The organism is Saccharothrix sp. BKS2, assembly GCF_047689505.1.
Classification (GTDB): Bacteria; Actinomycetota; Actinomycetes; order Mycobacteriales; family Pseudonocardiaceae; genus Actinosynnema; species Actinosynnema lopnurensis.
In genome coordinates, this window is record NZ_JAUQOL010000006.1 from 160,135 (window position 1) to 182,920 (window position 22,786).

The window sequence follows — 22,786 nt, forward strand, 5'->3', positions numbered from 1 at the left end:
GACCCGTCTGTCAGCCCGCGATGCGGCGCATCGCGTAGATCTGGCCGGGGTTGTTCAGCGGCACGACCTTCACCGGCACGCCGTCGGTGGAGGCGTGCACGACGTTGGCGTTGTCCACCGCCATGCCGACGTGCATGCCGCCGTTGTAGATGATCAGGTCGCCGGCGCGGACCTCGGCGCGGCTGACCGCGCGGCCCGCGCCCGCCTGGCCCTGGCTCGTGCGCGGGATGCTGACGCCCGCCGCCGCGTAGGACTTCATGGTCAGGCCGGAGCAGTCCCACACGCTGGGGCCGGTCGCGCCGTACTGGTACATGTCGCCGACCTGCTGGAGGGCGAACTGGAGGGCTTCGCCCGCCGAGCCCGCGGGCACGGTCACGTTCGGCACCGTGCCCACCGACTGGAGCGTGGTGCGCTCCTGCGCGGTCAGCCGGTCGAGCTGGACCTTGACCTCGGACTTCTGCTTGTCCAGGTCGTTCTTGCGCGCCTTGATCTCGTCGGCGATGCGGATCGCCTCGTCGGTCGCGGCCTGCGCGTCGGTCTGGGCCTGGGAGGCTTCCTCGCGGGCGTTCTCGGCGGCGTCGACGGCACCGGAGAGCCTGCTGAGCGCCTCGTCGTTGTCCGAGGCCAGCACACCCAGCGCGGACATGCGGTTGAGGAAGTCCTGCTGGGACTCCGCGACCAGCAGCGCCGACAGCTGGCTGAACCGCGCGCCCTCGAAGGACGCCTCGGTCAGCTTGTCGACCTGGCCGCGGAACTCCTCCTCCGCGGCCTTGGCCCGCGCACCCTCGTCGGTGGCCTGGGCCAGGTCCTGGTTGGCCTGGTCGAGCTTGCCCTGGTTGAGGTCGCGCTGCTCCTCGGCGCGCAACAGCTCCTCGTTGAGCTTCGTGGCCTGCTCGGCCAGCTCGTTGTACTTCTTCAGCGCCTCGGAGGCGTTCGCTGGGGTGTTCGGCTGAGCTCCGGCCGGTACGGGCAGAGCGCCCACCGCCGCAGCGGCCACCGCCGTGGCCGCCATCGCCCCGCGCAGTCCGCGCTTGAGTCGTTGCGACGCCACAGTCGCGCGTGTCTCCTTCGTGATGAACCGCCTACCGGTCCGGGCACGTGCGCGTGCCCGACAGCTCAGCTCCACGTTTCCGGCACGGCTCCCCGACAGGCCGATGCGGCGGTGAACTCGCGCCACCGTCCAGGATGGTCGGCGGTCTGCCACGAGATCTCGGCTAGGTTACGAAAAGTGAGTCCAGTCGTCCACTAGCGGGGGGTGTAAAACCGCAAGAGTTCACGTCCGGTCGCAAATTGCCGTCCTCTGACCTCTTAGTGTGACCCCCGGTGGTGTTAAAAACACGATCTGTGTCATACCCGGACAAGACGTGCCAGGAGCACCGCGGAGGGCACCGGGTGGGCGCCCCGCCGCCGGACGGAGTCCGCGACCGCCCGGTCGGAGGTGACCACGACCACCGGACGGCCCTCCGGCTCGGCGGTCACCAGCGCCCGGATCACGTCGTCGGCCAGCACACCGGGATCGCTGAACAGCACCCGCACCCCGCGCGGCGCGGCCGCCGGCACGGCCACCACGCCCGCTCCGTCGAACACCAGCGTCACCTCCGCGCCGGTGCGCGCCCCCAGCACGGCCAGCTGGTGCACCAGGCGGTCGCGCTGGTCGGACAGCGACAGCTCCGGGTAGCCCGTCTTGGTCACGTTGTAGCCGTCGACGATGAGGTGGACCGCGGGCAGCGCGAGCAGCCGGTCCAGCGCCGCCGGGTCCTCCACCCGGCCGACCACGCCCTGCGCCGCGCTGGCGCCCCGGACGAGGTCCGCCGGGCGCGGTCCCGCACCGCCCAGGGCCAGTTCGCGGCGCAGGCCGTTCACCGCGCCGTCCAGGGTGTCCACCAGCAGCGCCAGGCGCACCTCGTCGGCCTGGCGCGCCTCCTTGGCGGACTGGCGCGCCACCTCGGCGTCGGCCACGGCCCGCCGCGCCTTGGCGCGCTCGGTCTCGGCGCGCTCGCGCTCCCGGTCGCGCTCGGCGGACAGCCTGCGCACCTCGGCCCCGGCCTCCACGCGCACCCGCTCCACCTCGGCCGCCGCCGACTCGGCCCGGTCCTTGGCCTCGCGCAGCCGCACGCCCTGTTCCCGCAAGCGCTTGCGCAGCCGCTCCAGCTCGACGTCGGCGCCCTGGCGGACCTGGTCCACCGCGCCGTCCAGCTCGGCCCGCTCGGTCCGCAGCCGCTCCAGCTCGTGCTCCAGGCGCTCGACGCGCTGCGCGGCGGCGTCCCGCTCGGCCCGCAGCGCCGCGTCCGCCCCGCGCCGGGCGACCAGCTCGACGAAGTGGTGCGCGACCTCCTCGCCCTGGAGCACCGCCGCCGCGCCCGCCGCCACCGGGTCCGGCGAGGTGACCTCCAGCGAGGCCGGCCGGTTGCGCTGGAGCCACTCCACCACGGCCGCGCGGAAGTTCGCCGACGACCGCAGCCCGGCGATGAGCGCCCCGCTGCCGAGCCGGGCGCGCTTGGTGGGCGCGAACCGCGCCACCGCCCGCAGCGACTGCGGGACGTCGACCTTCGCCAGCCCGCCCAGGGCGTCGGCGCTCAGCTCCGACAGCCGCGCGCGCAGCGGTTCGGGCAGCGCACTCCAGTCCACAGTGGACTCGACGGGCTCGGCCGGGTCACCGGTCTCCAGCTCGTCCAGGGGCGCGGTCGGGTCTTGCACCCGTACAGGCTACGGCCCACCCCACCCATTCACCGATCCGGTAACACGAGGGATCACCCTTGACTCCCAGTACCGATCCACCGCGGCCCGGCTCCCACGATCGGGAAATCCCCGACACCGGCTACCCCCGCCCGCCACCGCCCGTGATTCCCTCTCCTCCCCCGTCCCGTCCCCCGGTTGTCGGTGGTGGCGGCTACCGTGCCGAGCTGATGACCAGTCAACTCACGTTCGACGAACTGGGCACCCCGCTCCGCGAGATCACGTTCGTCGTGTTCGACCTGGAGACCACGGGTGGTCGGGCGGGCGAGGACGCGATCACCGAGATCGGCGCGGTCAAGGTGCGCGGTGGGCGGGTGATCGGGGAGTTCGCCACCCTGGTCGACCCCGAGCGGGGCATCCCGCCGCAGGTCAGCGCCCTGACCGGGATCACGCAGCTGATGGTCACCGGTGCGCCCCGGCTGACCACCGTGCTGCCCGCGTTCCTGGAGTTCGCCGCCGGCGCGGTGCTGGTCGCGCACAACTCGGGCTTCGACGTGGGCTTCATGAAGGCCGCCTGCGAGCGCCACGGCTACGCCTGGCCCAAGGCCACCGTGGTCTGCACGGTGCGCCTGGCCCGCCGCGTGCTGACGCGCGACGAGGCGCCCAGCTGCCGGCTGTCGGCGCTGGCCGCGCTGTTCGGCGTGGCCGAGCAGCCGAACCACCGGGCGCTCACCGACGCCCGCGCCACCGTCGAGGTGCTGCACCGCCTGCTGGAGCGGGTCGGCTCGGTGGGGGTGCACTCGCTGGAGGAGCTGCTCGCCTACCTGCCCGAGGTGACCGCGGCGCAGCGGCGCAAGCGCACCCTGGCCACGGACCTGCCCTCGACCCCGGGCGTGTACCTGTTCCGGGGCCCGTCGGAGGAGGTGCTGTACATCGGCACGGCCTCCGACCTGCGAAGACGCGTTCGGCAGTACTTCACCGCCAGTGAGGGCCGCAAGCGGCTGCGGGAGATGGTCGCGCTGGCCACGCGGGTGGACACGGTCGAGTGCGCCCACCCGCTGGAGGCCGAGGTGCGGGAGCTGCGGCTCATCACCGCGCACAAGCCCGCCTACAACCGGCGCTCCAAGAACTCCAAGGGCGTGTGGTGGCTCGTGCTGACCGACGAGGCGTTCCCGCGCCTGTCCGCGGTCCGCGCGCCGCGCGACGGCGCGTTCGGCCCGTTCCGGTCGCGCCGACTGGCCGAGGCGACCGCGGAGGTCCTGCTGGAGGCCGTGCCGCTGCGGGCGTGCGCCCAGCGCATCCCGGCGCGCAACCCGTCGGGCACGCCGTGCGCGCTCTACGAGCTGGGCCGCTGCAAGGCGCCGTGCGCGGGCCGGCAGTCGGTGACCGAGTACGGCCCCGCCGCCGACGCGTTCCGCCGGCTCGTCGCGGGCGTCGACACGGAGCCCCTGGGCGTCCTGGCGGCCCAGCTGGACGCCCTGGCCGAGGCGCACCGCTTCGAGGACGCCGCCCAGCGCCGCGACCGGGTGTCGTCCCTGGTGCGGGCGCTGGACCGGGCGCAGCGCCTGGCCGCCCTCGCCGCCCTGCCCGAATTGGTGGCCGCCCGGCCCGACGGCTCGGGCGGCTGGGAGTTCGCCGTCGTCCGGCACGGGCGGCTGGCCTCGGCCGGGGTGGCGCGGCGCGGCGTGCGGCCGATGCCGGTGGTGGACGCCCTGGTGGCCGCGGCGGAGACCGTAATACCGGGCCCCGGGCCCCTGCTCGGGGCGCCGGCCGAGGAGGTGGGCGTGGTGCTGCGCTGGCTGGACCGCCCCGGCACGCGCCTGGTGCGCTGCGACACCCCGTGGGCCTCGCCAGCGGGCGCCGCGGGCTCGTGGCGCGGCTGGGTCGCCCTCGCCGACGCCGGTCGTGACCAGTACCGGGACGCGGGCCACTAGCATGTGGACGGTCGAGACCCCCGACCGAGGAGGACCGCTGTGATCACCGCGATCGTGCTGATCCAGGCCGCCGCCGACACCATCCCGGACGCGGCGCAGGCGATCGCCGACATCGAGGGCGTCACCGAGGTCTACTCGTGCGCGGGTGACGTCGACCTGATCGCCCTGGTCAAGGTGGCCCGGCACGAGGACCTGGCCGACCTGGTGCCCGGCCGCATCTCCAAGGTGCCCGGCGTGCTGAACACGGACACCCACATCTCGTTCCGCTCGTACTCGCGCCGCGACACCGACGCCGCCTTCTCGATCGGCCTGGAAGACGCCTGACCAAGCGCGAGTCGTACGCCCAGACCCCGCGTGTCGTACGTCCAGACCTCCCGAGTTACACGTTCAGCCCGCGCGAGTCGTACGCCCAGACCGCGCGAGTCGTACGTTCACGACCACCGTGTCGAACACTCAGGACCCCCGAGTTCCACGTTCAGACCCATGCCGTGGTTACCAGCGGGTAACCGCTGACCAGGCACGGAGCGACCTGAATGTTGAACTCGGGGGTCCTGAACGTACGACACGGTGGGCCTGGGCGTACGACTCGCGGTGGGTTGACCAAAGGGCCCGGCGGCCCCCTGAAGTGAGGGGGCGCCGGGCCCTGGGTGGTCGTGGTCAGTCCTCGGGCTGGGCCGGCTTGCCGGCCAGTTCGCCCGCGGCCTTGTTCTCGCCGCTCAGCGCGTCGTTCGAGGAGACGCCCCGCTCGGCCCGCGCACGGGCCAGCGCCGCGGTCTCCTCCGGCGCGTCCGGGGTCAGGAAGCTGCCCGGCACCGGGTGCCCGGCCGACCCCAGCTTGTTCATCTTCTTCGGCACCGGCGCCGCCTGGTACTCCAGCGGCAGCGGGTGGCCGTGGCCGTCCACCGGGCCCAGCGGCTGGTGGACCTCGATGAACTCACCGTGCGGCAGGCGCTTGATGATGCCGGTCTCCACGCCGTGCTCCAGCACCTCGCGGTCGGCCCGCTGGAGGCCGATGCAGAGCCGGTAGGTGAGGAAGTACGCCAGCGGCGGCAGGAGCAGCAGCCCGATGCGCCCCATCCACGTCGTCGCGTTCAACGAGACGTCGAACTTGTACGCGAAGATGTCGTTCGCGCCCATGACCAGCAGCACCATGAAGTACGTGATCGCCATGGCGCCGAGCGAGGTCCGGACCGGCACGTCGCGCGGGCGCTGGAGCAGGTTGTGGTGCGCGTAGTCCTTGGTCAGCTTCCGCTCGATCCACGGGTAGGCCGCCGCGATGCCGGTCAGCAGCGGCAGGCCCAGCATGAACGGCAGGAACGGCTCCGGCACCGTGTAGTTGCCCAGGTAGAGCTCCCACGCGGGCCAGATGCGGACCAGGCCGTCGGTCCAGCCCATGTACCAGTCGGGCTGCGAACCGGCCGAGATCTGCGCGGCGTTGTACGGACCGAGGTTCCAGATCGGGTTGATCTGGAACACGCCGCCCATGATCGCCGTGACGCCCACGACGATGGCGAAGAAGCCACCGCCCTTGGCCGCGAACACCGGCATGATGCGCACGCCGACGACGTTGGTCTCCTTGCGGCCCACGCCTGGGAACTGCGTGTGCTTCTGGTACCAGACCAGCGCCAGGTGCGCCGCCACCAGCGCCAGGATGATGGCCGGGATGACCAGGATGTGCAGCGTGTAGAACCGCGGGATGATCTCGGTGCCCGGGAACTCGCCGCCGAAGGCCAGCCAGTTCAGCCAGGTGCCGATGACCGGGATCGACAGCAGCAGCGCCGCCATCACCCGCAGGCCGGTGCCGGACAGCAGGTCGTCGGGCAGCGAGTAGCCGAGGAAGCCCTCGATCGCGCCGAGCATGAACAGCACGATGCCGATGACCCAGTTGATCTCGCGCGGGCGGCGGAACGCGCCCGTGAAGAAGATCCGGAACATGTGGACGACGATCGCGCCCATGAACAGCAGCGCCGCCCAGTGGTGGACCTGCCGCACGAACAGGCCGCCGCGCACGTCGAACGAGATCTCCAGCGTCGACTCGTACGCGCGGGACATCGGGATGCCCTGGAGGTTCTGGAACGTCCCGTCGTAGATGATCTCCTCCATGGAGGGATCGAAGAACAACGCCAGGTACGTGCCGGACAGCAGCAGGATGATGAAGCTGTAGAGGGCGATCTCGCCCAGCAGGAACGACCAGTGGGTCGGGAAGACCTTGTTCAGCTGCTTCCGCATGCCCGAGGCCATGTGGAACCGGTCGTCGGCCCACTTCGCGGCACCGCCCGTGACCCGGCCGGCCGCTCCTTGCCGCTTGGTCGGCGTGGTGATGCCGCTCATGACTTACGCTCCCAGAACGCCGGACCCACAGCCTCGATGAAGTCGCTGCGGGCAATCAAGTATCCATCCTCGTCCACCGTGATCGGAAGCTGAGGAAGGGCGCGGGTCGCCGGGCCGAAGCGCGGCTTGCCGTAGTGGAAGACGTCGAACTGCGACTGGTGGCACGGGCACAGCAGCAGACCGGTCTGCTGCTCGTACAGCGACGCCGGGCAGCCCAGGTGCGTGCAGATCTTCGAGAAGGCGTACAGGTCGCCGTAGTTGAAGTCCTCCTGGCCGGCCCGCTTGACGATCTGCTGACCGGGGCGGAAGCGCAGCAGCAGGACCGGGTTGTCCACCCGCTTGGTCGCGATGATGAGGGCGTGCTCGTCCTCGCGCTCGCTCTCCCGGAACGGGAAGACGGTCATGTAGCCGCCCGCGTCCAGGTCCTCGGGGCGGACCAGCTGCACCTCGTGCGGGTCACCCGTGTAGTTGCGCAGGTAGACCTTCTCGCCGTTCTCCGACTTCCAGCCGGTGTGCCACAGCGAGTCCTTGTTGTCGCTGTCCTTCCACGGGTCGCGGATCAGGCTGCCCAGGGGCAGCGCCGCCACGCCGATGCCGAACACGCCCGCGCCCAGGCCCGCGGTGCGCTTGATGAGCGACCGGCGGGCGATGGTGCTGCGGTCGCCCGCGTCGGCCAGCTCGGCCAGCACGGTCGCCTTGTCCACCTCGGTGGAGCCGCCGTCGTGGCGCTGCTGGACGGACAGCTCCTCGGGGATGAACTTCTTCGTGTAGAGCAGCGCGCCCACGCCCAGCGCCGTGACCGCCAGGCCCAGGGTGAGGCCGATGATCGGCGTGTACAGGCTGTACAGGAAGTGCGCGTCCGTGCGCGGGGTCTCGTACTTCCACGGCCACCAGATGAAGGCGACCAGGAAGGCAATGCCGGCGAGCGCGGAGATCAGGAACCAGAGGGCGACCAGGCGCTCGGCGCGCTTCTCGGCGCGCGTGCCCTTGACCGGCCACCGCTCCTCGTAGTGGACGATCTCCACGCCGTCCATGGTGGTGCCGAGCTTGACCAGCTCGTCCCTGCTCATCGCGGCCAGCTCGGCCTCGCTGGGCAGGTTGGTCGGCTTCTCGCCGCTCATGCCTTGGCTCCGATCCAGAGGGTCACGCCGATCAGGGCGGCGATACCCACGATGAACGCGATCAGACCCTCCGATACCGGCCCGAGGCCGCCGAGGGGGGCGCCGCCGGGGTTGTTGTTCCCGTCGGACACCGACTTGATGTAAGCGATGACGTCCTGCTTCTCCTCCGGCGTGAGCTGCCGGTCGGAGAACTTCGGCATGTTCTGCGGACCCGAGAGCATCGCGGTGTAGATCTGCTCCTCGGTGACGCCCTCCAGCTCGGGTGCGAACTTGCCGGACGACAGCGCCCCGCCGCGACCGGTGAAGTTGTGGCACGCCGCGCAGTTCAGCCGGAACAGCTCGCCGCCGCGGGCCGGGTCCTCGCCGCGCAGGTCGGCGCCGGTCTCCTCGGGGGACACCGGGCCGCCGCCGCGGGACTGGATGAACGCGCCGAGCGCGTCGATCTGCTCGGGGGTGAACTTGGCGGGCTTGCGCAGGGCCTGGGCCTCCTGCCGCGCGAGCGGCATCCGACCGGAGGAGACCTGGAAGTACACCGACGCCTCGCCCACGCCGATCAGGCTCGGGCCGCGGCCCTCGACGCCGTCGAGGTTCTTGCCGTGGCAGCTGATGCAGGTGTTGTTGTAGAGCTGCTCGCCCAGCCGCACCTGCGCCGGGTCGTCCTGCGCCTGCGCGGTCTGCGGCTGCGGCGCCAGGGCGCTGAACAGGAAGCCCGCGGACAACAGCGCGAAGCCCAGCGCGAGCAGGCCCGAGATCCGCCGGCGCAGCTTCGTGCCGCGCTTCCGGGCCCGTGTGGTGTTGGTGGTCATGTGTGCGGCAACCCTTGCTGGTGTGAGTTCGGGGTTCTTGCTGGTCAGGGCACGATGTAGATGACGGCGAACAGACCGATCCAGACGACGTCGACGAAGTGCCAGTAGTACGACACGACGATCGCGGACGTCGCCTGCGCCGGCGTGAACTTGCTCAGCTTCGTGCGGACCAGCAGGTAGCCGAACGCGATCAGACCGCCGATCACGTGCAGGCCGTGGAAGCCGGTCGTCAGGTAGAAGACCGTGCCGTAGGCGGACGACGGGATGGTCGTGCCGTGCTCGACCAGCTCCATGTACTCGTACGCCTGGCCGCCCACGAAGATCGCGCCCATGATCAGCGTCAGGAGGTACCAGCGGCGCAGGCCGAAGACGTCACCCCGCTCGGCCGCGAACACACCCCACTGGCAGGTGAACGACGACGCCACCAGGATGGTGGTGAACACCAGGGCGTAGGGCACGTTCAGGTGGGTGGGCGCCGGGGGCCACGGGCCCTCGTTCTGGGCCTTCACCGTGAAGAACATGGCGAAGAGCCCCGCGAAGAACATGAGCTCACTGGACAGCCACACGATCGTGCCGACGCTGACCATGTTCGGGCGGTTCAGCGAGTGCACGCGCTGGCCGATTGAGGGCGCTGCCGTTGTCACACGACGCATTATTGCTTGCAGGTTTTCGCCCCGCCCATCGGGTCCGGGCGGGTGCGCTGGTCATCTGGGTCACACGGGCGGTGGAGCGGTCATGGGGTTGTTGAGCCGGTTGCGGGACCGACTGCGCGGCGGGGGTGAACCGGCCCTGCGGATCGATTCACCGGGACTGGTGGTGGTCGTCGAGGCGTTCGACCTCGCGGAGGCCGATTCGGCGGCGCTGGCGCGGTCGCCGGGGTGGCGCGCCGAGGAGCCCGCGGTGCTGCGCCACCACCTCGAACTACCCCCTGACCAGGTCGAACGGGCCCGGGAGCTGCTCACGCCGGACGGCTGGGAGCTGCGCGTGGGCGAGCGCGTGCACGCCCTGCGGGTGCAGCGGCTGGACGCGCTGCACTGCGCCCAGGAGCGGGCCCGGATGGCGGGGCTGGCGCAGCGGCTGGGCGGCGACTGGATCGGGTGGGATGCGCTTCAGGTCACAGCGGGTCAGCCGGATAGCATCTGAGCCACCTGCACCCGACCCGCCGGAGGACGCGCAGATGAGCACGCAGAAGACCCGGATCCTGGTGTTCAGCCACCGCCCCGAGGTGCGTGAGACGATCGTCACCGCGGTGGGCCGCCGTCCCGCGCCGGACCTGGGCCGCGTCGAGTACGTCGAGGTGGGGGCGGTGGCCGACGTCCTGTACGAGATGGACAACGGCGGGATCGACCTCGCCATCCTCGACGGCGAGGCGCAGCCGACCGGCGGCATGGGGCTGTCGCGCCAGCTCAAGAACGAGATCACGGACTGTCCCCCGATCGTGGTGGCGGTCCGGCGCAAGGACGACCGCTGGCTGGCGACGTGGTCGCAGGCGGACGCGGTGCTGGTGCACCCGCTCGACCCGCTGGCCGCCGCCGAGACCGTGGCCGAGGTGCTGCGCTCGACGGCGTTGCCGGTAGTGCGCGGTTGACCACCGTGGAGCGCACCTGGCCGTTGCTGCTGAACCAGCTCCTCGCCGGGGCCGACCTGTCCGAGGAGGACACGTCCTGGGCGATGGACCAGGTCATGACCGGGGCCGCGACCCCGGCGCAGGTGGCGGGCTTCGCGGTGGCGCTGCGCGCGAAGGGCGAGACGCCCGAGGAGGTCGACGGCCTCGCCAAGATGATGCTGCACCACGCCCGCCGGTTCGAGGTGCCCGGACGGGCGGCGGACATCGTCGGCACGGGCGGTGACCACTCCGGCTCGGTGAACATCTCGACGATGGCGACGCTGGTCGCCGCCTCCGCCGGGGTGCCCGTGGTCAAGCACGGCAACCGCGCGGCGTCGTCCCAGTGCGGGACGGCGGACGTGCTGGAGGCGCTGGGCGTGGCCATCGACCTGCCGCCGCTCGGCGTGCAGCGGACCGTGACCGAGCTGGGCATCGGGTTCTGCTTCGCGCCGGTGTTCCACCCCGGCTTCCGGTACGCGGGCGCGCCCCGCCGGGAGATCGGCATCCCGACCGTGTTCAACCTGCTCGGGCCGCTGACGAACCCGGCGCAGCCCCGCGTGGGCCTGATCGGGTGCGCGCGGGAGAACGCGGCGCCGCTGATCGCGGGCGTCATGGCGCGCCGGGGCAACACCGCGCTGGTCGTGCGCGGCGACGACGGCCTGGACGAGATCACCACCACGACCACGACCGCGGTCTGGGTGGTCGACGGCGGCGAGGTGCGGCGGGACCGGATCGACCCGTCGCGGCTGGGTGTCGCGCCGGCGCTGCCCGAGGACCTCAGGGGCGGGGACGCCTCGGTGAACGCCGAGGTCGTGCGCGAGCTGGTGGGCGGGAAGCCGGGCGCGGTGCGCGACGCGGTGGTGCTCAACGCGGCAGGCGCGATCGCGGCGCACGGCGGGCTGTCCGGCGACCTGGAGGCGGACCTGCTGGCGGCGCTGGGGCGCGCCGCCGCGGCGATCGACTCCGGCGCGGCGGCGGACCTGCTGCGGCGGTGGGCGGCCCGGTCGACGGAGCTGAAGGCGACGCTGGGCTAGGGGCGGGCCGGCGGACGACCCGTCGCCCGCGGGCCCCGACCGACAGGCCCCGGACGGCGGGACCTCGACGGCGAGACCTCGACGCCCGGCGACGCGCCCGAGTGGCGAACTCGGTGTGCACGAGTGTTCGACACGGTGCGCACGAGTGTTCGACACGCGGCGGGCGGTCGAGACGCGGAACACCTTTCGACCACGCCGCACGGGGCTGGGTCCATGCTTGGACCATGCTCTACACGGTGATGAAGCGCGTGGTGGCGCCCACGGCACGCCTGGTCTACCGACCCTCGGTCGAGGGGCTGGAGAACCTGCCCGCGACCGGCCCCGTGATCCTGGCGCCGAACCACCTCTCGTTCATCGACAGCGTGGTCATCCCCGTGGTGGTCCCGCGCCGCGTCTCCTTCCTCGCCAAGGCCGAGTACTTCGACGGCAAGGGCGTCAAGGGCGCCCTCTCCCGCTACTTCTTCGGCTCCCTCGGCCACGTCCCCGTGCGCCGGGGCGCCGGCCGGGCCGCCAGGGCCTCCCTGGACACCGCCAGGGCCGTGCTGGACGCCGGCGGCGCGTTCGCCATCTACCCGGAGGGCACGCGGTCGCTGGACGGCCGCCTGCACCGCGGGCGCACGGGCGTCGCGCGCCTGGCCCTGGAGTCCGGCGCGCCGGTCGTCCCGGTGGGGCTCGTCGGCACCGACGAGGTGCAGCCGGTGGACGCGCGGCTGCCCCGGGTCCGGCCGGTGACCATCCGGTTCGGCGAGCCGCTGCGCTTCGAGCGCTACGCGGGTCTCCAGGACTCGCTGCCGGTGCTCCGCGCGGTCACCGACGAGATCGTCTACCGGATCCTGGAGCTGTCCGGGCAGGAGTACGTGGACCGGTACCAGAACACCGCCGCGGCCTGACACCCCGCGAGCAGCCCGAACGCGAAAAGAGGGCCGCCACCCCGTCCGGGTGGCGGCCCTCTTCGCGTTCAGGGGACCTCAGTCGTGGCCCGGGCCCGTGTGGTACTCGAACACCAGGCCGCCGACCGCGATCAGGACCAGCACGATCGCGATCACCAGCAGCCAGATGTGCCAGAACGCCAGCGCCAGGCCGGCCAGCGCCGCGGCGGCCGCCAGGCCGATCGGCCAGTAGCTGCCGGGGCTGAAGAAGCCCAGCTCACCGGCGCCGTCGCTGACCTCGGCGTCCGCGTTGTCCTCCGGCCGCACCTCGATGCGGCGGGCGACGAAGCGGAAGTACGTGCCCACGATCAGCGCCAGGCCGCCGGTCAGCGCGAGCGCCACCGTGCCGGTGGGCTCGACGTAGTTGGTGTCGGCCCAGGTCCAGTAGCCGTACACGACGGCCATCAGGAACGAGAACGCCATCACCAAGTCGAAAATGCGTGCTTCGACCTTCATCGCGGCGTCCTCCTAGTTCCCGCCGCCGGACGCCTGACGCGCGTCCCGGTCGGTGTCGAAGGGCTTGGTGGTCACGGCGTACGGGGTGCACAGCTCGCCGCAGTCCAGCTCGGTCAGCGCCTCGGCCGCCGTGTACGGCTGGCCGGTCGCCTCGTTGGTCTGCTTGCGCAGGTCCATGTACCGGTCGAAGTCACCCTGCTCCAGCGCCCTGACCTCGAAGTTCATCACCGCGTGGTAGGTGCCGCACAGCTCGGCGCAGCGGCCGACGAACGAGCCCGTCCGGTCGATCCGCTCGATCTCGAACGAGTTGTCCTGGTTGTTCTTCTTCGGCTCCGGGAACACGTCCCGCTTGAAGTGGAACTCGGGCACGAAGAACGAGTGGATGACGTCCGTCGACTCCAGGTTGAACCGGATCGAGCGACCCTGCGGCAGCACCAGCAGCGGGATCTCGCCCGGCGTGCCGACGGTGCTCACCGGCAGCTCGGCGTTGTCCTCCAGCTTGTGCTCCGGGTAGCGGAACTCCCAGTTCCACTGGAAGCCGATCACGTCGACCGTGACGTCGGGGTCGTCGGTCTCCCGGATGACGTAGTTCTGCGTCACCGCGGTGAAGTAGAACAGCACGGCGACGATGATCGTCGGCACGACGACCAGGACGATCTCCAGCGGCAGGTTGTAGGCGACCTGGCGCGGCAGTTCCTCGCTCTTCTTGCGGTGGAACGCCACCGACCAGAGGATCAGGCCCCACACGATGACGCCGACCGCGAGCGCGGCGACGACGGACCACGTCCACAGCTCGCGCATCGCCTCGGCCTGGGGGGTGACCCCAACCGGCCAGCCGAAGCGCATCACCTCTTCCGTGGAGCAACCCGTGGCCCCGACGCCGACCAGGCCGACCAGCCCTCCGACCTTCGCCGGCCGGGCTGCCCTGGTGCCCTCCTTCAGGCCCACTGCTCGCCGCCTCCTCGCTACTTCCAATGCTCGCGGGCAAGGGGAAACCGCCCTTGCCGGATCATGCGGGAGCGTAACCCAGCACTACGGGGCACACCCCTCGGGGGCCGCACCCGTGCGGTGCAGTTTCGGTCACACGGAGCGGCCCCGGCATACTGGGTTCTTCTCCACACGACTCGAAAGGTGTTACGGCGTGTGCGGCCTGGTAGGACTGGTTTGCCCTGGCGAAGACGAGGCACAGCGAGCGCGCTCGGCGGTGGCGGGGGCATTGCGCTGCATGCGGCACCGCGGCCCCGACGAGAGCGGCACGTGGCAGGGCGGTGAGGTCGTCTTCGGCTTCAACCGCCTGTCCATCATCGACATCGAGCACTCGCACCAGCCGCTGCACTGGGGACCCCCCGAGGCGCAGGGCCGGTACGCGATCCTGTTCAACGGAGAGATCTACAACTACCTGGAGCTGCGGGCGGAGCTGACCAAGCAGTTCGGCGCGCAGTTCAACACCGACGGCGACACCGAGACCATCGTGGCGGCCTACCACTACTGGGGCCCGTCGGCGGTGGCGAAGCTGCGCGGCATGTTCGCCTTCCTGATCTGGGACAAGGCGCGGCGCGTGGTCTTCGGCGCGCGCGACCCGTTCGGCATCAAGCCGCTGTACTACGCCGCCGGACCCGGCGGGGTGGCGTTCTCCAGCGAGAAGAAGTCCGTGCTGGAGCTGGCGCCGGCCATCGGCATCCGGCCGGAGGTCGACAAGAAGGCCCTCCAGCACTACTTCATCCTCCAGTACGTGCCCGAGCCGGAGTCGCTCCACACCCGGGTTCACCGCATCGAGTCAGGCACCTCGTTCACGGTCACGCCGGGTGGCGAGCCGGTGGTCGAGCGGTACTTCCCGGCCACGTTCCGGCCCCGCGCGGTGCGCGGCCAGGCCGACGAGGACCGCCTGTACGACGAGATCACCGAGGCGCTGCGGGACTCGGTGGCCAAGCACATGCGCGCGGACGTGACGGTCGGCTCGTTCCTGTCCGGCGGCATCGACTCGACGGTGGTCGCGGCGCTGGCCAAGGAGCACAACCCGGACCTGATCACCTTCACCACCGGCTTCCAGCGGCAGGGCTACTCGGAGATCGACGTGGCCGCCGAGTCGGCCGCCGCGATCGGCGTGAAGCACGTGGTCCGGGCGGTGACGGCGCAGGAGATGATGGACGCGCTGCCGCTGATCACCTGGTACCTGGACGACCCGGTGGCCGACCCGGCGCTGGTGCCGCTGTGGTTCATCGCGAGCGAGGCGCGGAAGCACGTGAAGGTCGTGCTGTCGGGCGAGGGCGCGGACGAGCTGTTCGGCGGCTACACGATCTACCGCGAGCCGCTGTCGCTGGCGCCGTTCGACAAGGTGCCGGACGCGCTGCGCAAGGCCATGGGCAAGGTGTCCACGAAGATCCCGCAGGGCGTGCGCGGCAAGGACCTGCTGCGGCGGGGCGCGCTGACCCTGGAGGAGCGCTACTACGGCAACGCCCGCATCTTCATGGACGACCAGCTGCGGCAGGTGCTGCGCACCTACGACCCGGCCGTGTCGCACCGGGACGTGACCGCCCAGCCGTACCGCGAGTCGGCGGACTGGGACCCGGTGACCCGGATGCAGCACGTCGACCTGTTCACCTGGCTGCGCGGCGACATCCTGGTCAAGGCCGACAAGGTGACCATGGCGAACTCGCTGGAGCTGCGGGTGCCGTTCCTGGACAACGAGGTGTTCCGGATCGCCTCGCAGGTGCCCTCGGAGCTCAAGCTCACCCGGGAGACCACCAAGCACGCGCTGCGCCGGGCGATCCGCGACATCGTGCCCGCGCACGTGCTCAACCGGCGCAAGCTGGGCTTCCCGGTGCCGATCCGGCACTGGCTGAAGGACGAGATGCACGACTGGGCGGTGGACCACGTGCGCCAGTCGCAGACCGACCAGTACCTCGACAAGGACGCGGTGCTGCGGGTCATCGAGGAGCACCGGTCGGGCGTGGCGGACAACAGCCGCCGGATCTGGGCGCTGCTGATGTTCATGATCTGGCACGGGATCTTCGTCGAGGGCCGGATCCGCCCGGCCGTGCCGGAGCCGCACTACCCGGTCAAGCTCTGACCCGTCCCGGTGAGGGCCCCGTCGCCGCCGGGGGCTCTCACCGGCACCAGGGCCCGACGGGGGACTACCGCCCAGTAGGGCTGTTGTCAAGCGTTTTTCACGAATACGGTCGTTCGGGTGAGCATCCCTGAGGCGAACACCCTGGCCGAGCTGATCGACGACTGCACCGCGCTCCCGGAGGAGCTGACGGGGACCGGGACGACGACGCCCGAGCCGGGCGCCGCGGCCCCCTGGCGGGTGGACGAGGCGAACTACGCGCAGGTCGTCGACCTGGACGCCTACGTCTGACGGACCTCAGGGGCGTCTGAGCGGGCCCCCTGGACGAACGAAAGGCCCCCGCCGAGGCGGGGGCCTTCTCGCGTCCGGCGACGGATCAGTGGAACGAGTCGCCGCAGGCGCAGGAGCCGCCCGCGTTCGGGTTGTCGATGGTGAAACCCTGCTTCTCGATCGTGTCCACGAAGTCGATCACCGCACCCTCGACGTACGGGGCGCTCATGCGGTCGACGGCGACCTTGAGGCCGCCGAAGTCGCGCAGGGCGTCGCCGTCCAGCGCGCGCTCGTCGAAGAACAGCTGGTAACGCAGCCCCGCACAGCCACCGGGCTGGACGGCGATGCGCAGGTGCATGTCGTCGCGCCCCTCCTGGTCGAGCAGCGCCTTGGCCTTGGCGGCCGCCGAGTCGGTCAGCGTCACACCGTGGGTCGGCGGGGCGTCCGGAGTCGTGGTTGCGTCCTGAGCGGTCGACATGGCTCTCCCTCAGAGGTCCTTTGCGGGCATCTCTACCCGGGCAACACGGGCAGCACCCGCTTTGTTCCGTCACCCATGGTCCCACAGCTAGGTGGAGCGGCGGTGTGACCACTGCCTCGCGACGTGGGCGGCCAGGTCGGCGAGGGTGCCCGCCGGGTCCGCCAGGCTGCGCTCGACCGACCCGGCGTGCTCGGCGACCGCGTGGGCGTCCTGGACGCCGACCCCCGCCGCCTCCCGCCGGCCGACCGACACCTGCCCGGCGAGCACCACGCACGGCAGCCCGCGCTCGGCCGCGCCCCGGGCCACGGCGGTGACGAGCTTGCCGCGCAGCGACTGCCAGTCGAAGCTCCCCTCCCCCGTGACCACCAGGTCGGCGTGCTCCAGCGCCGCGTCGAGCCTGGTCAGCTCGCGGACCAGGCCCGCGCCGGACACGGTGGTCGCGCCCAGCGCCATCAGCGCCGCGCCGAGGCCGCCGGCGGCGCCCGCGCCGGGCCGGTCGCGCACGTCCGCCAGCTCCGCCATGGCCGCGAGCCGGGCCTCCAGGCGCTCCACCGCCTCGGGTGACGCGCCCTTCTGCGGACCGAACGTGCGGGCCGAGCCGTGCGGGCCGAGCAGCGGGTTCTCCACGTCCGAGGCGGCCACCAGCCGGGCGGTGACGGGGCCGGCGGTGGCGCGCATCCCCTCACCGCCGTCCGTGGTGCCCGAGCCGCCGAGGCCGACCACGACGGTGCGCGCCTCCCGCGCGGCGTTGAGCAGCTCGCCGACGCCCCGGGTGGTGGCGGTCTCGGCGCCGCCCGGTCGCCGGTCGGGTGGGATGAGGTGCAGGCCGCACGCCTGGGCGGACTCCAGGTAGGCGGTGTCCCCGTGCTCCAGCCACCGGGCCTCCACGGGGTCGCCCAGCGGGCCGGTGACGGTGGTCACGCGCACGACGCCGCCGAGCGCGGCGTGCAGCACGTCCACGAAGCCGGGGCCGCCGTCGGCCAGCGGCCGCAGGTGCAGCTCGTCGTCGGGCGCGGTGCGGCGCCAGCCCGCGGCCACGGCGTCGGCGACCTGGCGGGCGGTCAGCGTGCCGCCGAAGCAGTCGGGCGCAATCACAACTCGCACCTCGCGAACAGTACTGATCCGGGCATCTCCTACTCTGGTGAGGTGAGGTTCCTGCGCCGCAACGCCGACGAAGCCGCTGAGACCGCCACCACCGAGGACATCGCCCCGGAGGTGACCGCCGCGGACCCCGGGCGCACGCCCGGAAAGGGTCGGCCCACGCCCAAGCGCCGCGAGGCCGAGGGCAAGCGGCGCGGCCCGGTGCCGCCGCCGCCCCGCACGCAGCGCGAGGCGTTCAAGCGGTCGCGCGGGAGCGGGAGCAAGGTGTCGAAGGAGGAGCGCCGCGCCGCGGCCGTCGAGCGCCGTCAGCGCATGATGGCCGGCGAGGACAAGTACCTCCTGCCGCGCGACCGCGGCCCGGTGAAGGCGTACATCCGGGACGTGGTCGACTCGCGCCGCAACCTCATGGGCCTGTTCATGCCGCTGGCGATCCTGGTGTTCGTCGCGCTGCTCGTGCCGTCACCCGCGATCCAGCAGTACGCCACGCTGCTGACCACGTTCATGCTGCTCGCGATGGTCGTGGAGGGCTTCGTGCTGGGCCGGCTGGTCACCCGGCGGGTGAGGCTGAGGTTCCCGACCGACACCTCGCGCGGCCTGTCGATCGGCTGGTACTCGTTCATCCGGGCCAGCCAGCTGCGCCGCCTCCGCGTGCCGAAGCCGCGCGTGAGGCCGGGCGACAAGGTCTGAGGTCTTCACGGGGGTCGAGGCGGGCATCCGGAGCAGTTGGTCAGCCGGAACCTGGACGCGGCCCGGCAAGCGGTTCACCGGATCGCCCGGTCCCTCGGTGCGGTCCAAGGTTCCGGACCGGGCTCGGGGGCAGGGGTCCCGCTGACGCCAACAGTTAATTAGCTTGCCGAACGAATCCTCATTAGACTTGTCGGCATGGAGTTCCGACGCCTCGGCCGCAGTGGCCTGAACATCAGCGAGATCTCGTACGGCAACTGGCTCACCCACGGTTCCCAGGTCGAGGAGGAGCAGGCCACCGCCTGCGTGCACGCCGCGCTCGACGCGGGCATCACCACCTTCGACACCGCGGACGTCTACGCCAACACCAAGGCCGAGTCCGTGCTGGGCCGCGCGCTGGCCGGGCAGCGCCGCGAGTCGTTGGAGATCTTCACGAAGGTCTTCTGGCCCACGGGCCCCGGCGGCCTCAACGACAAGGGCCTGGGGCGCAAGCACATCGCCGAGTCCATCAACGGCTCGCTCAAGCGGCTCCAGACCGACTACGTCGACCTCTACCAGGCGCACCGGTTCGACCGGACCGTGCCGCTGGAGGAGACCATGCTCGCCTTCGCCGACCTGGTGCGGCAGGGCAAGGTGCTCTACATCGGCGTCTCCGAGTGGAACGCGGAGCAGATCGCCCGGGGCGCGGCGCTGGCCCGTGAGCTGAAGATCCCGTTCATCTCCAACCAGCCGCAGTACTCGATGCTGTGGCGCATCATCGAGTCCCAGGTGGTGCCGACCTCGGAGCGCGAGGGCATCAGCCAGATCGTGTGGTCGCCCATCGCGCAGGGCGTGCTGACCGGCAAGTACCTGCCGGGCCAGCAGCCGCCGCAGGGCTCGCGCGCGACCGACGAGACCGGCTCGAAGTTCATCGCGCGCTTCATGAAGGACGACGTGCTGGAGAAGGTGCAGAAGCTCAAGCCGCTCGCCGACGAGGCCGGGCTGTCGCTGGCCCAGCTCGCGGTGGCCTGGGTGCTCCAGAACCCGAACGTGGCGTCCGCGATCATCGGCGCGTCCCGGCCGGAGCAGGTGCACGAGAACGTGAAGGCCGCCGGCGTGAAGCTGGAGGACGAGCTGCTGGCGAAGATCGACGAGGTGCTGGGCGACTCCGTCGAGACCGACCCGCGCCTGACCATCACGCCGTGACCCCGGTCGGCCCCCGCCCCGCGCCTCGGGGCGGGGGCCGGCACCCCACCGCACCGGCCTCACGTCGCTCCTCGACCCGGCCGCGGTGGGTCAGCGCTCACGTCCCGGCAGGCGGGCGAGGGGCTTCCGGAGGTTCAACAACCGGCTTCCCCACGCGACCGACGAGGACCAGCCTGACCCGTCACCTCCAGCGGTCGACCGAGCCGCACAGCACCGGGGCCGCCGGGGCGTCAACTCCCCGAACCCAGAACCGGTGCCAAACGCTGGAGCAGGTAGCCCGCGCACCAGCGCGCCTCGGTATCCTTCGGGTCGACGGCCTCCTTGGCGAGCTTGGCGGCGAGCCTCCTGGGTTCCGGCGCGGTGGTGGGGTCGTCCGCGACCGCCAAGGCGACGGCCCAGGCGCACTGAGTCAGCCGGGAGACCTCGGAGGCCAGGCAGAGCCGCCGCACTGCGGCATCGGTGTCCAGCACACCGACGACGACATCGGCGTTCTCCCGGCCGGGCAGGAACCCCAGGATGCTCACCGCGTTGGCCCTTAGTGTCGAGGTCTCCCCGCTGACGGCCCACCGCCGAAAGTTCTCGACGGCTTTCGGCCCCACGACCGGAGCCACGGCCGCGTCGATGGAACTGGACGTGGGTCCCTGGGCGAAGATGTCCGGATCTCCGGCCTCCACCGCCGCCCGGATGTGCCGCAGGTGTTCGGGACCTTCGATCTTCTTCAACCTCGGGTGGTTGATGTCCGGTCGGTGCACGCCGATCCCCCAGCGCTCGGTTCGTATGCCACCACTCCAACGCCGCGAATACCCGCTAAGCGGAAATTCCGCACCACGCGGCGAAACCGCGAAGCGTTTCAGTGCTGCGTGCCTCCTGTCGGGCGATCACCCGAACGGTCTCGTGCACCATCGGGTGATAGCGGGTCTGACTCGGTGCGATCTTCTTCGCCGTCTGCAACGACCCCAGCGCCTTGGCGCGGTCACCGTGGATGAGCCACCCACGGGACAGGTCGATGTAGTGGTGACCCGCGCGTTCCCTGGGCGCGTCACGTGGAATCGTGAACGTTCCCGCGCGCTTCACCGCCTCGGTGCCGTCGTTCAACTCGACGGCCAGGCCGACCGACCAGATGTTGACGTTGGTCGGCCCGAAGCACAGGCGGTAGTCGTCGCGGTCCCGCCCGATCCGGTCCGCCGTCTCCCTGGCTTCGCCCAAGTGGTCGTCCGCCAACTCCCGGTTGCCGGCGCGGGCCGCGGCGAGAGCCGATTTCAGGTGCAGGCTCCCCCACATCGACAACAGCGGGGCATCGTTCTCGCCGACTTCTCGCTCGATGGTGGACCGCCGCTTTTCGAGGAACCGCAGCGCCGATGCGTAGTCGGCGGTGCCGATGAGTTCACCGGCCCGCTGGTAGTCGCCCGCGAGCACGGCCAACTCGTCGCCGGAACGCGCGGCGGCCCACTCGTAGCGTTCGACGGTCAACGAAGCGAGATCGGTGTACCCCAACTTGTAGACCACCTGACCCGCGGCCGCGTAGGCCTCGGCCAACAACCCGAAAGCACGCTCACGGGCCGAGTCGGTCGAGGTGAACACCGCGGCCCGCAGTTCCGCCATGATCCCCGGGATCTCAGCGCCCAGTTCGGCGAGGCTGACGGCGTGTCGCAACCTCGACGCCCTGGCCACGTCCTTCGATATCTCGCCCAGCTCCCTGACTTCGACGTCCTCCACCGGCTCGATCATGTAGGCGGCCAGTTCCCGGCGAATGGCGCTGACCGAGGCGTACATGTCGTGTTCGTCTTTGTTGGTCCGCGGATAAGGTTGACCTAGCAATTCGGCAACACTCAGGCCGAAAGCGCGAGCGCAAGCGCTCACGAACGCGGAAGATGCCGGAGCCCGACCCTGCTCGACCGCCTTCACCAGACTGATCGAAACATGCGCCCTCTGCGCGAGGGCGGCCTGCGTCCAGCCCTTCAACTTCCTCTCCTGGGCCACGCGCGAGCCCAAACCCTTCGAGTTGTCCACCGCTCGCCTGCCCTTCGCCGATGGGAAGCCACCAGTCATGAGGCTACGTCCTCCCGGCCGTGGACCGTCGACTTTTGGCACCTCCTTGGCCCTTGTGGCGCTTGATCATCCCTAGCGTGCCGGTCACGCATCGCAGTTCGACCCGGGGTCGAGAGCAGGGCCCAGAGACCGGGCGTCGGCGGTGTGGACAGTGCCGAAAGAGGCAGAGGGGCCATCGGCACGTGGTGATGCAGGAGGAAACGGAAAGATGACAACACCGATGCCATCAACACGAACAGCGCTCACGACGGAAAAGAACAAAGTCCCCTACATCGCGATGTGGAGCGGGGAAACGGCGGAGGACCCGCGACTGGTCGAACTCCCGAACGGCGCCGGCATCGCCTACGCGGACGAGATCCTCGGCGACCGCGACAGCCGGGGCGTCCTGTGGGACCGCGCGACGGTCAACCCCGGCCAAGGCACACCCCGGTTCGCGCAGATCCACGTCCACCGCCAACGCCGCGCCATGCGCAAACTCCTGTGCCAGGTCTGCGCCGGACCTGCCGACCAGGACGACCACGGCGTCCTCTGGCTCATCCCCAACCGCACCCGCCACTGGCCGGACTGGCCCGAGGGGATGCTCGTCGCCGAACCACCGATCTGCCGACCCTGCCTGAGCCTGTCGGTCCGCGTCTGCCCCGCCCTGCGCGCGGAGGGCCACCTCGTCATCCGCGCACGCGAACACCCGACCTACGGCGTAGAGGGCTTCCGCTACCGAACCGGCCCCACCCCCGTCGACCACGGCACCACGTCGTTCACCGACCCGGCCATCCGCTGGACCCTGGCCTCGAAACTCGTGCGCACACTCCACCACTGCACGGTCCCGAAAGCCTGAGGAAGACCTACTCCGCCGGCGCCAGGGACATCGGCCCGTAGACCTCCGACTCGGCCCGCAGCAGCGTCACCTGCGCCACGCCGGCCTCCCGCAACTCCTGCCACACCTCGCCGAACCACTCCTCGGCCTCGCCCTGGTCGGCGAACGCCGCGACCGGGCCGTCGACCTCCCGGCCCTCCACGTCCTGGTACCGCCACCGGTACTCCACAACGACCTCCTCCCCG

The 22,786-nt window shown here is 71.2% G+C and carries 24 protein-coding genes; 11 read left to right on the forward strand and 13 right to left on the reverse strand.

All coding sequences use genetic code 11. The annotated features are described in order from the left end of the window. Positions 1-10 precede the first annotated feature (10 nt). Together Q5530_RS14275 and Q5530_RS14280 are read right to left on the reverse strand one after the other, a co-directional pair. Entirely contained in the window at positions 11-1,051 is a 1,041-nt protein-coding gene (locus Q5530_RS14275) for an NlpC/P60 family protein (protein ID WP_415362659.1), read from the reverse strand. 296 nt (positions 1,052-1,347) lie between these two features. Then, the gene (locus Q5530_RS14280; protein WP_415362660.1) at positions 1,348-2,697 is read right to left on the reverse strand and encodes an NYN domain-containing protein; all 1,350 of its coding nucleotides are present in this window, start codon (positions 2,695-2,697) and stop codon (positions 1,348-1,350) included. A gap of 209 nt (positions 2,698-2,906) precedes the next feature. Here Q5530_RS14280 and Q5530_RS14285 point away from each other — a divergent pair, with 209 nt between their 5' ends. Together Q5530_RS14285 and Q5530_RS14290 are read left to right on the forward strand one after the other, a co-directional pair. Beyond that, positions 2,907-4,610, forward strand: a complete 1,704-nt coding sequence (locus tag Q5530_RS14285) for a DEDD exonuclease domain-containing protein (protein WP_415362661.1) — start codon at positions 2,907-2,909, stop codon at positions 4,608-4,610. A gap of 39 nt (positions 4,611-4,649) precedes the next feature. Beyond that, positions 4,650-4,934, forward strand: coding sequence for an Lrp/AsnC family transcriptional regulator (locus tag Q5530_RS14290; protein ID WP_380636229.1), 285 nt, complete (start codon positions 4,650-4,652; stop codon positions 4,932-4,934). Between the two features lie 333 nt (positions 4,935-5,267). Here Q5530_RS14290 and Q5530_RS14295 read toward each other — a convergent pair whose 3' ends face one another. From Q5530_RS14295 to Q5530_RS14310, 4 genes are read right to left on the reverse strand one after another with little or no spacing between them, the layout of a single operon-like run. Then, the gene (locus Q5530_RS14295) at positions 5,268-6,941 is read right to left on the reverse strand and encodes a cytochrome b (RefSeq protein WP_415362662.1); all 1,674 of its coding nucleotides are present in this window, start codon (positions 6,939-6,941) and stop codon (positions 5,268-5,270) included. Further along, positions 6,938-8,062 (reverse strand): ubiquinol-cytochrome c reductase iron-sulfur subunit, encoded by a 1,125-nt coding sequence (locus Q5530_RS14300; RefSeq protein WP_415362663.1) that lies wholly within the window; start codon positions 8,060-8,062, stop codon positions 6,938-6,940. Before Q5530_RS14300 ends, Q5530_RS14295 begins: the two co-directional genes overlap by 4 nt. Beyond that, positions 8,059-8,868, reverse strand: a complete 810-nt coding sequence (locus tag Q5530_RS14305) for a c-type cytochrome (protein ID WP_415362664.1) — start codon at positions 8,866-8,868, stop codon at positions 8,059-8,061. Before Q5530_RS14305 ends, Q5530_RS14300 begins: the two co-directional genes overlap by 4 nt. A 44-nt stretch (positions 8,869-8,912) precedes the next feature. Then, on the reverse strand, positions 8,913-9,521 hold the full coding sequence (locus tag Q5530_RS14310) for a heme-copper oxidase subunit III (protein WP_380636223.1): 609 nt from the start codon (positions 9,519-9,521) through the stop codon (positions 8,913-8,915). An 82-nt stretch (positions 9,522-9,603) separates the two neighbouring features. Between Q5530_RS14310 and Q5530_RS14315 the strand changes: the two genes are divergently transcribed. The 4 genes from Q5530_RS14315 (at position 9,604) to Q5530_RS14330 (ending at position 12,398) form a co-directional block, all read left to right on the forward strand. Beyond that, positions 9,604-10,011 (forward strand): hypothetical protein, encoded by a 408-nt coding sequence (locus tag Q5530_RS14315; RefSeq protein ID WP_380636221.1) that lies wholly within the window; start codon positions 9,604-9,606, stop codon positions 10,009-10,011. 34 nt (positions 10,012-10,045) lie between these two features. Next, complete coding sequence (locus Q5530_RS14320; protein ID WP_415362665.1) at positions 10,046-10,456, forward strand: hypothetical protein; 411 nt, start codon at positions 10,046-10,048, stop codon at positions 10,454-10,456. After that, positions 10,453-11,508, forward strand: a complete 1,056-nt coding sequence (gene trpD, locus Q5530_RS14325; RefSeq protein ID WP_380636218.1) for an anthranilate phosphoribosyltransferase — start codon at positions 10,453-10,455, stop codon at positions 11,506-11,508. Before Q5530_RS14320 ends, trpD begins: the two co-directional genes overlap by 4 nt. Before the next feature lie 224 nt (positions 11,509-11,732). Further along, a complete protein-coding gene (locus Q5530_RS14330) occupies positions 11,733-12,398 on the forward strand; it encodes a lysophospholipid acyltransferase family protein (protein WP_415362666.1) in 666 nt (221 codons plus the stop codon). 78 nt (positions 12,399-12,476) lie between these two features. On the opposite strand, the gene Q5530_RS14335 is transcribed toward Q5530_RS14330, so the two are convergent. Together Q5530_RS14335 and coxB are read right to left on the reverse strand one after the other, a co-directional pair. Next, positions 12,477-12,893, reverse strand: a complete 417-nt coding sequence (locus Q5530_RS14335) for a cytochrome c oxidase subunit 4 (protein ID WP_415362667.1) — start codon at positions 12,891-12,893, stop codon at positions 12,477-12,479. Positions 12,894-12,905: 12 nt separating this feature from the next. Next, positions 12,906-13,841 carry a cytochrome c oxidase subunit II gene (gene coxB / locus Q5530_RS14340; protein ID WP_415362668.1) on the reverse strand — a complete coding sequence of 312 codons (936 nt, stop codon included), beginning with the start codon at positions 13,839-13,841 and terminating at the stop codon, positions 12,906-12,908. 193 nt (positions 13,842-14,034) lie between these two features. Between coxB and asnB the strand changes: the two genes are divergently transcribed. Both asnB and Q5530_RS14350 read left to right on the forward strand, forming a co-directional pair. Continuing rightward, the gene (gene asnB / locus Q5530_RS14345) at positions 14,035-15,963 is read left to right on the forward strand and encodes an asparagine synthase (glutamine-hydrolyzing) (protein ID WP_380636211.1); all 1,929 of its coding nucleotides are present in this window, start codon (positions 14,035-14,037) and stop codon (positions 15,961-15,963) included. Between the two features lie 117 nt (positions 15,964-16,080). Then, a complete protein-coding gene (locus tag Q5530_RS14350) occupies positions 16,081-16,251 on the forward strand; it encodes a hypothetical protein (RefSeq protein WP_415362669.1) in 171 nt (56 codons plus the stop codon). Between the two features lie 85 nt (positions 16,252-16,336). Here Q5530_RS14350 and Q5530_RS14355 read toward each other — a convergent pair whose 3' ends face one another. Both Q5530_RS14355 and Q5530_RS14360 read right to left on the reverse strand, forming a co-directional pair. Next, positions 16,337-16,708 (reverse strand): HesB/IscA family protein, encoded by a 372-nt coding sequence (locus Q5530_RS14355; protein WP_380636206.1) that lies wholly within the window; start codon positions 16,706-16,708, stop codon positions 16,337-16,339. Positions 16,709-16,795: 87 nt separating this feature from the next. Next, on the reverse strand, positions 16,796-17,812 hold the full coding sequence (locus Q5530_RS14360) for a glycerate kinase (protein WP_415362670.1): 1,017 nt from the start codon (positions 17,810-17,812) through the stop codon (positions 16,796-16,798). 42 nt (positions 17,813-17,854) lie between these two features. Between Q5530_RS14360 and Q5530_RS14365 the strand changes: the two genes are divergently transcribed. Together Q5530_RS14365 and Q5530_RS14370 are read left to right on the forward strand one after the other, a co-directional pair. Further along, positions 17,855-18,496 (forward strand): DUF3043 domain-containing protein, encoded by a 642-nt coding sequence (locus tag Q5530_RS14365; RefSeq protein ID WP_380636201.1) that lies wholly within the window; start codon positions 17,855-17,857, stop codon positions 18,494-18,496. Positions 18,497-18,691: 195 nt separating this feature from the next. Next, positions 18,692-19,678, forward strand: coding sequence for an aldo/keto reductase family protein (locus tag Q5530_RS14370; protein WP_415362671.1), 987 nt, complete (start codon positions 18,692-18,694; stop codon positions 19,676-19,678). Positions 19,679-19,908: 230 nt separating this feature from the next. On the opposite strand, the gene Q5530_RS14375 is transcribed toward Q5530_RS14370, so the two are convergent. Together Q5530_RS14375 and Q5530_RS14380 are read right to left on the reverse strand one after the other, a co-directional pair. Then, on the reverse strand, positions 19,909-20,400 hold the full coding sequence (locus Q5530_RS14375) for an XRE family transcriptional regulator (protein ID WP_415362672.1): 492 nt from the start codon (positions 20,398-20,400) through the stop codon (positions 19,909-19,911). Between the two features lie 85 nt (positions 20,401-20,485). Continuing rightward, positions 20,486-21,688 (reverse strand): helix-turn-helix domain-containing protein, encoded by a 1,203-nt coding sequence (locus tag Q5530_RS14380; RefSeq protein ID WP_415362673.1) that lies wholly within the window; start codon positions 21,686-21,688, stop codon positions 20,486-20,488. A gap of 316 nt (positions 21,689-22,004) precedes the next feature. Here Q5530_RS14380 and Q5530_RS14385 point away from each other — a divergent pair, with 316 nt between their 5' ends. Further along, a complete protein-coding gene (locus Q5530_RS14385) occupies positions 22,005-22,562 on the forward strand; it encodes a hypothetical protein (protein WP_415362674.1) in 558 nt (185 codons plus the stop codon). A 7-nt stretch (positions 22,563-22,569) separates the two neighbouring features. Here Q5530_RS14385 and Q5530_RS14390 read toward each other — a convergent pair whose 3' ends face one another. After that, complete coding sequence (locus tag Q5530_RS14390; RefSeq protein ID WP_380636194.1) at positions 22,570-22,770, reverse strand: hypothetical protein; 201 nt, start codon at positions 22,768-22,770, stop codon at positions 22,570-22,572. Positions 22,771-22,786: the final 16 nt, after the last annotated feature.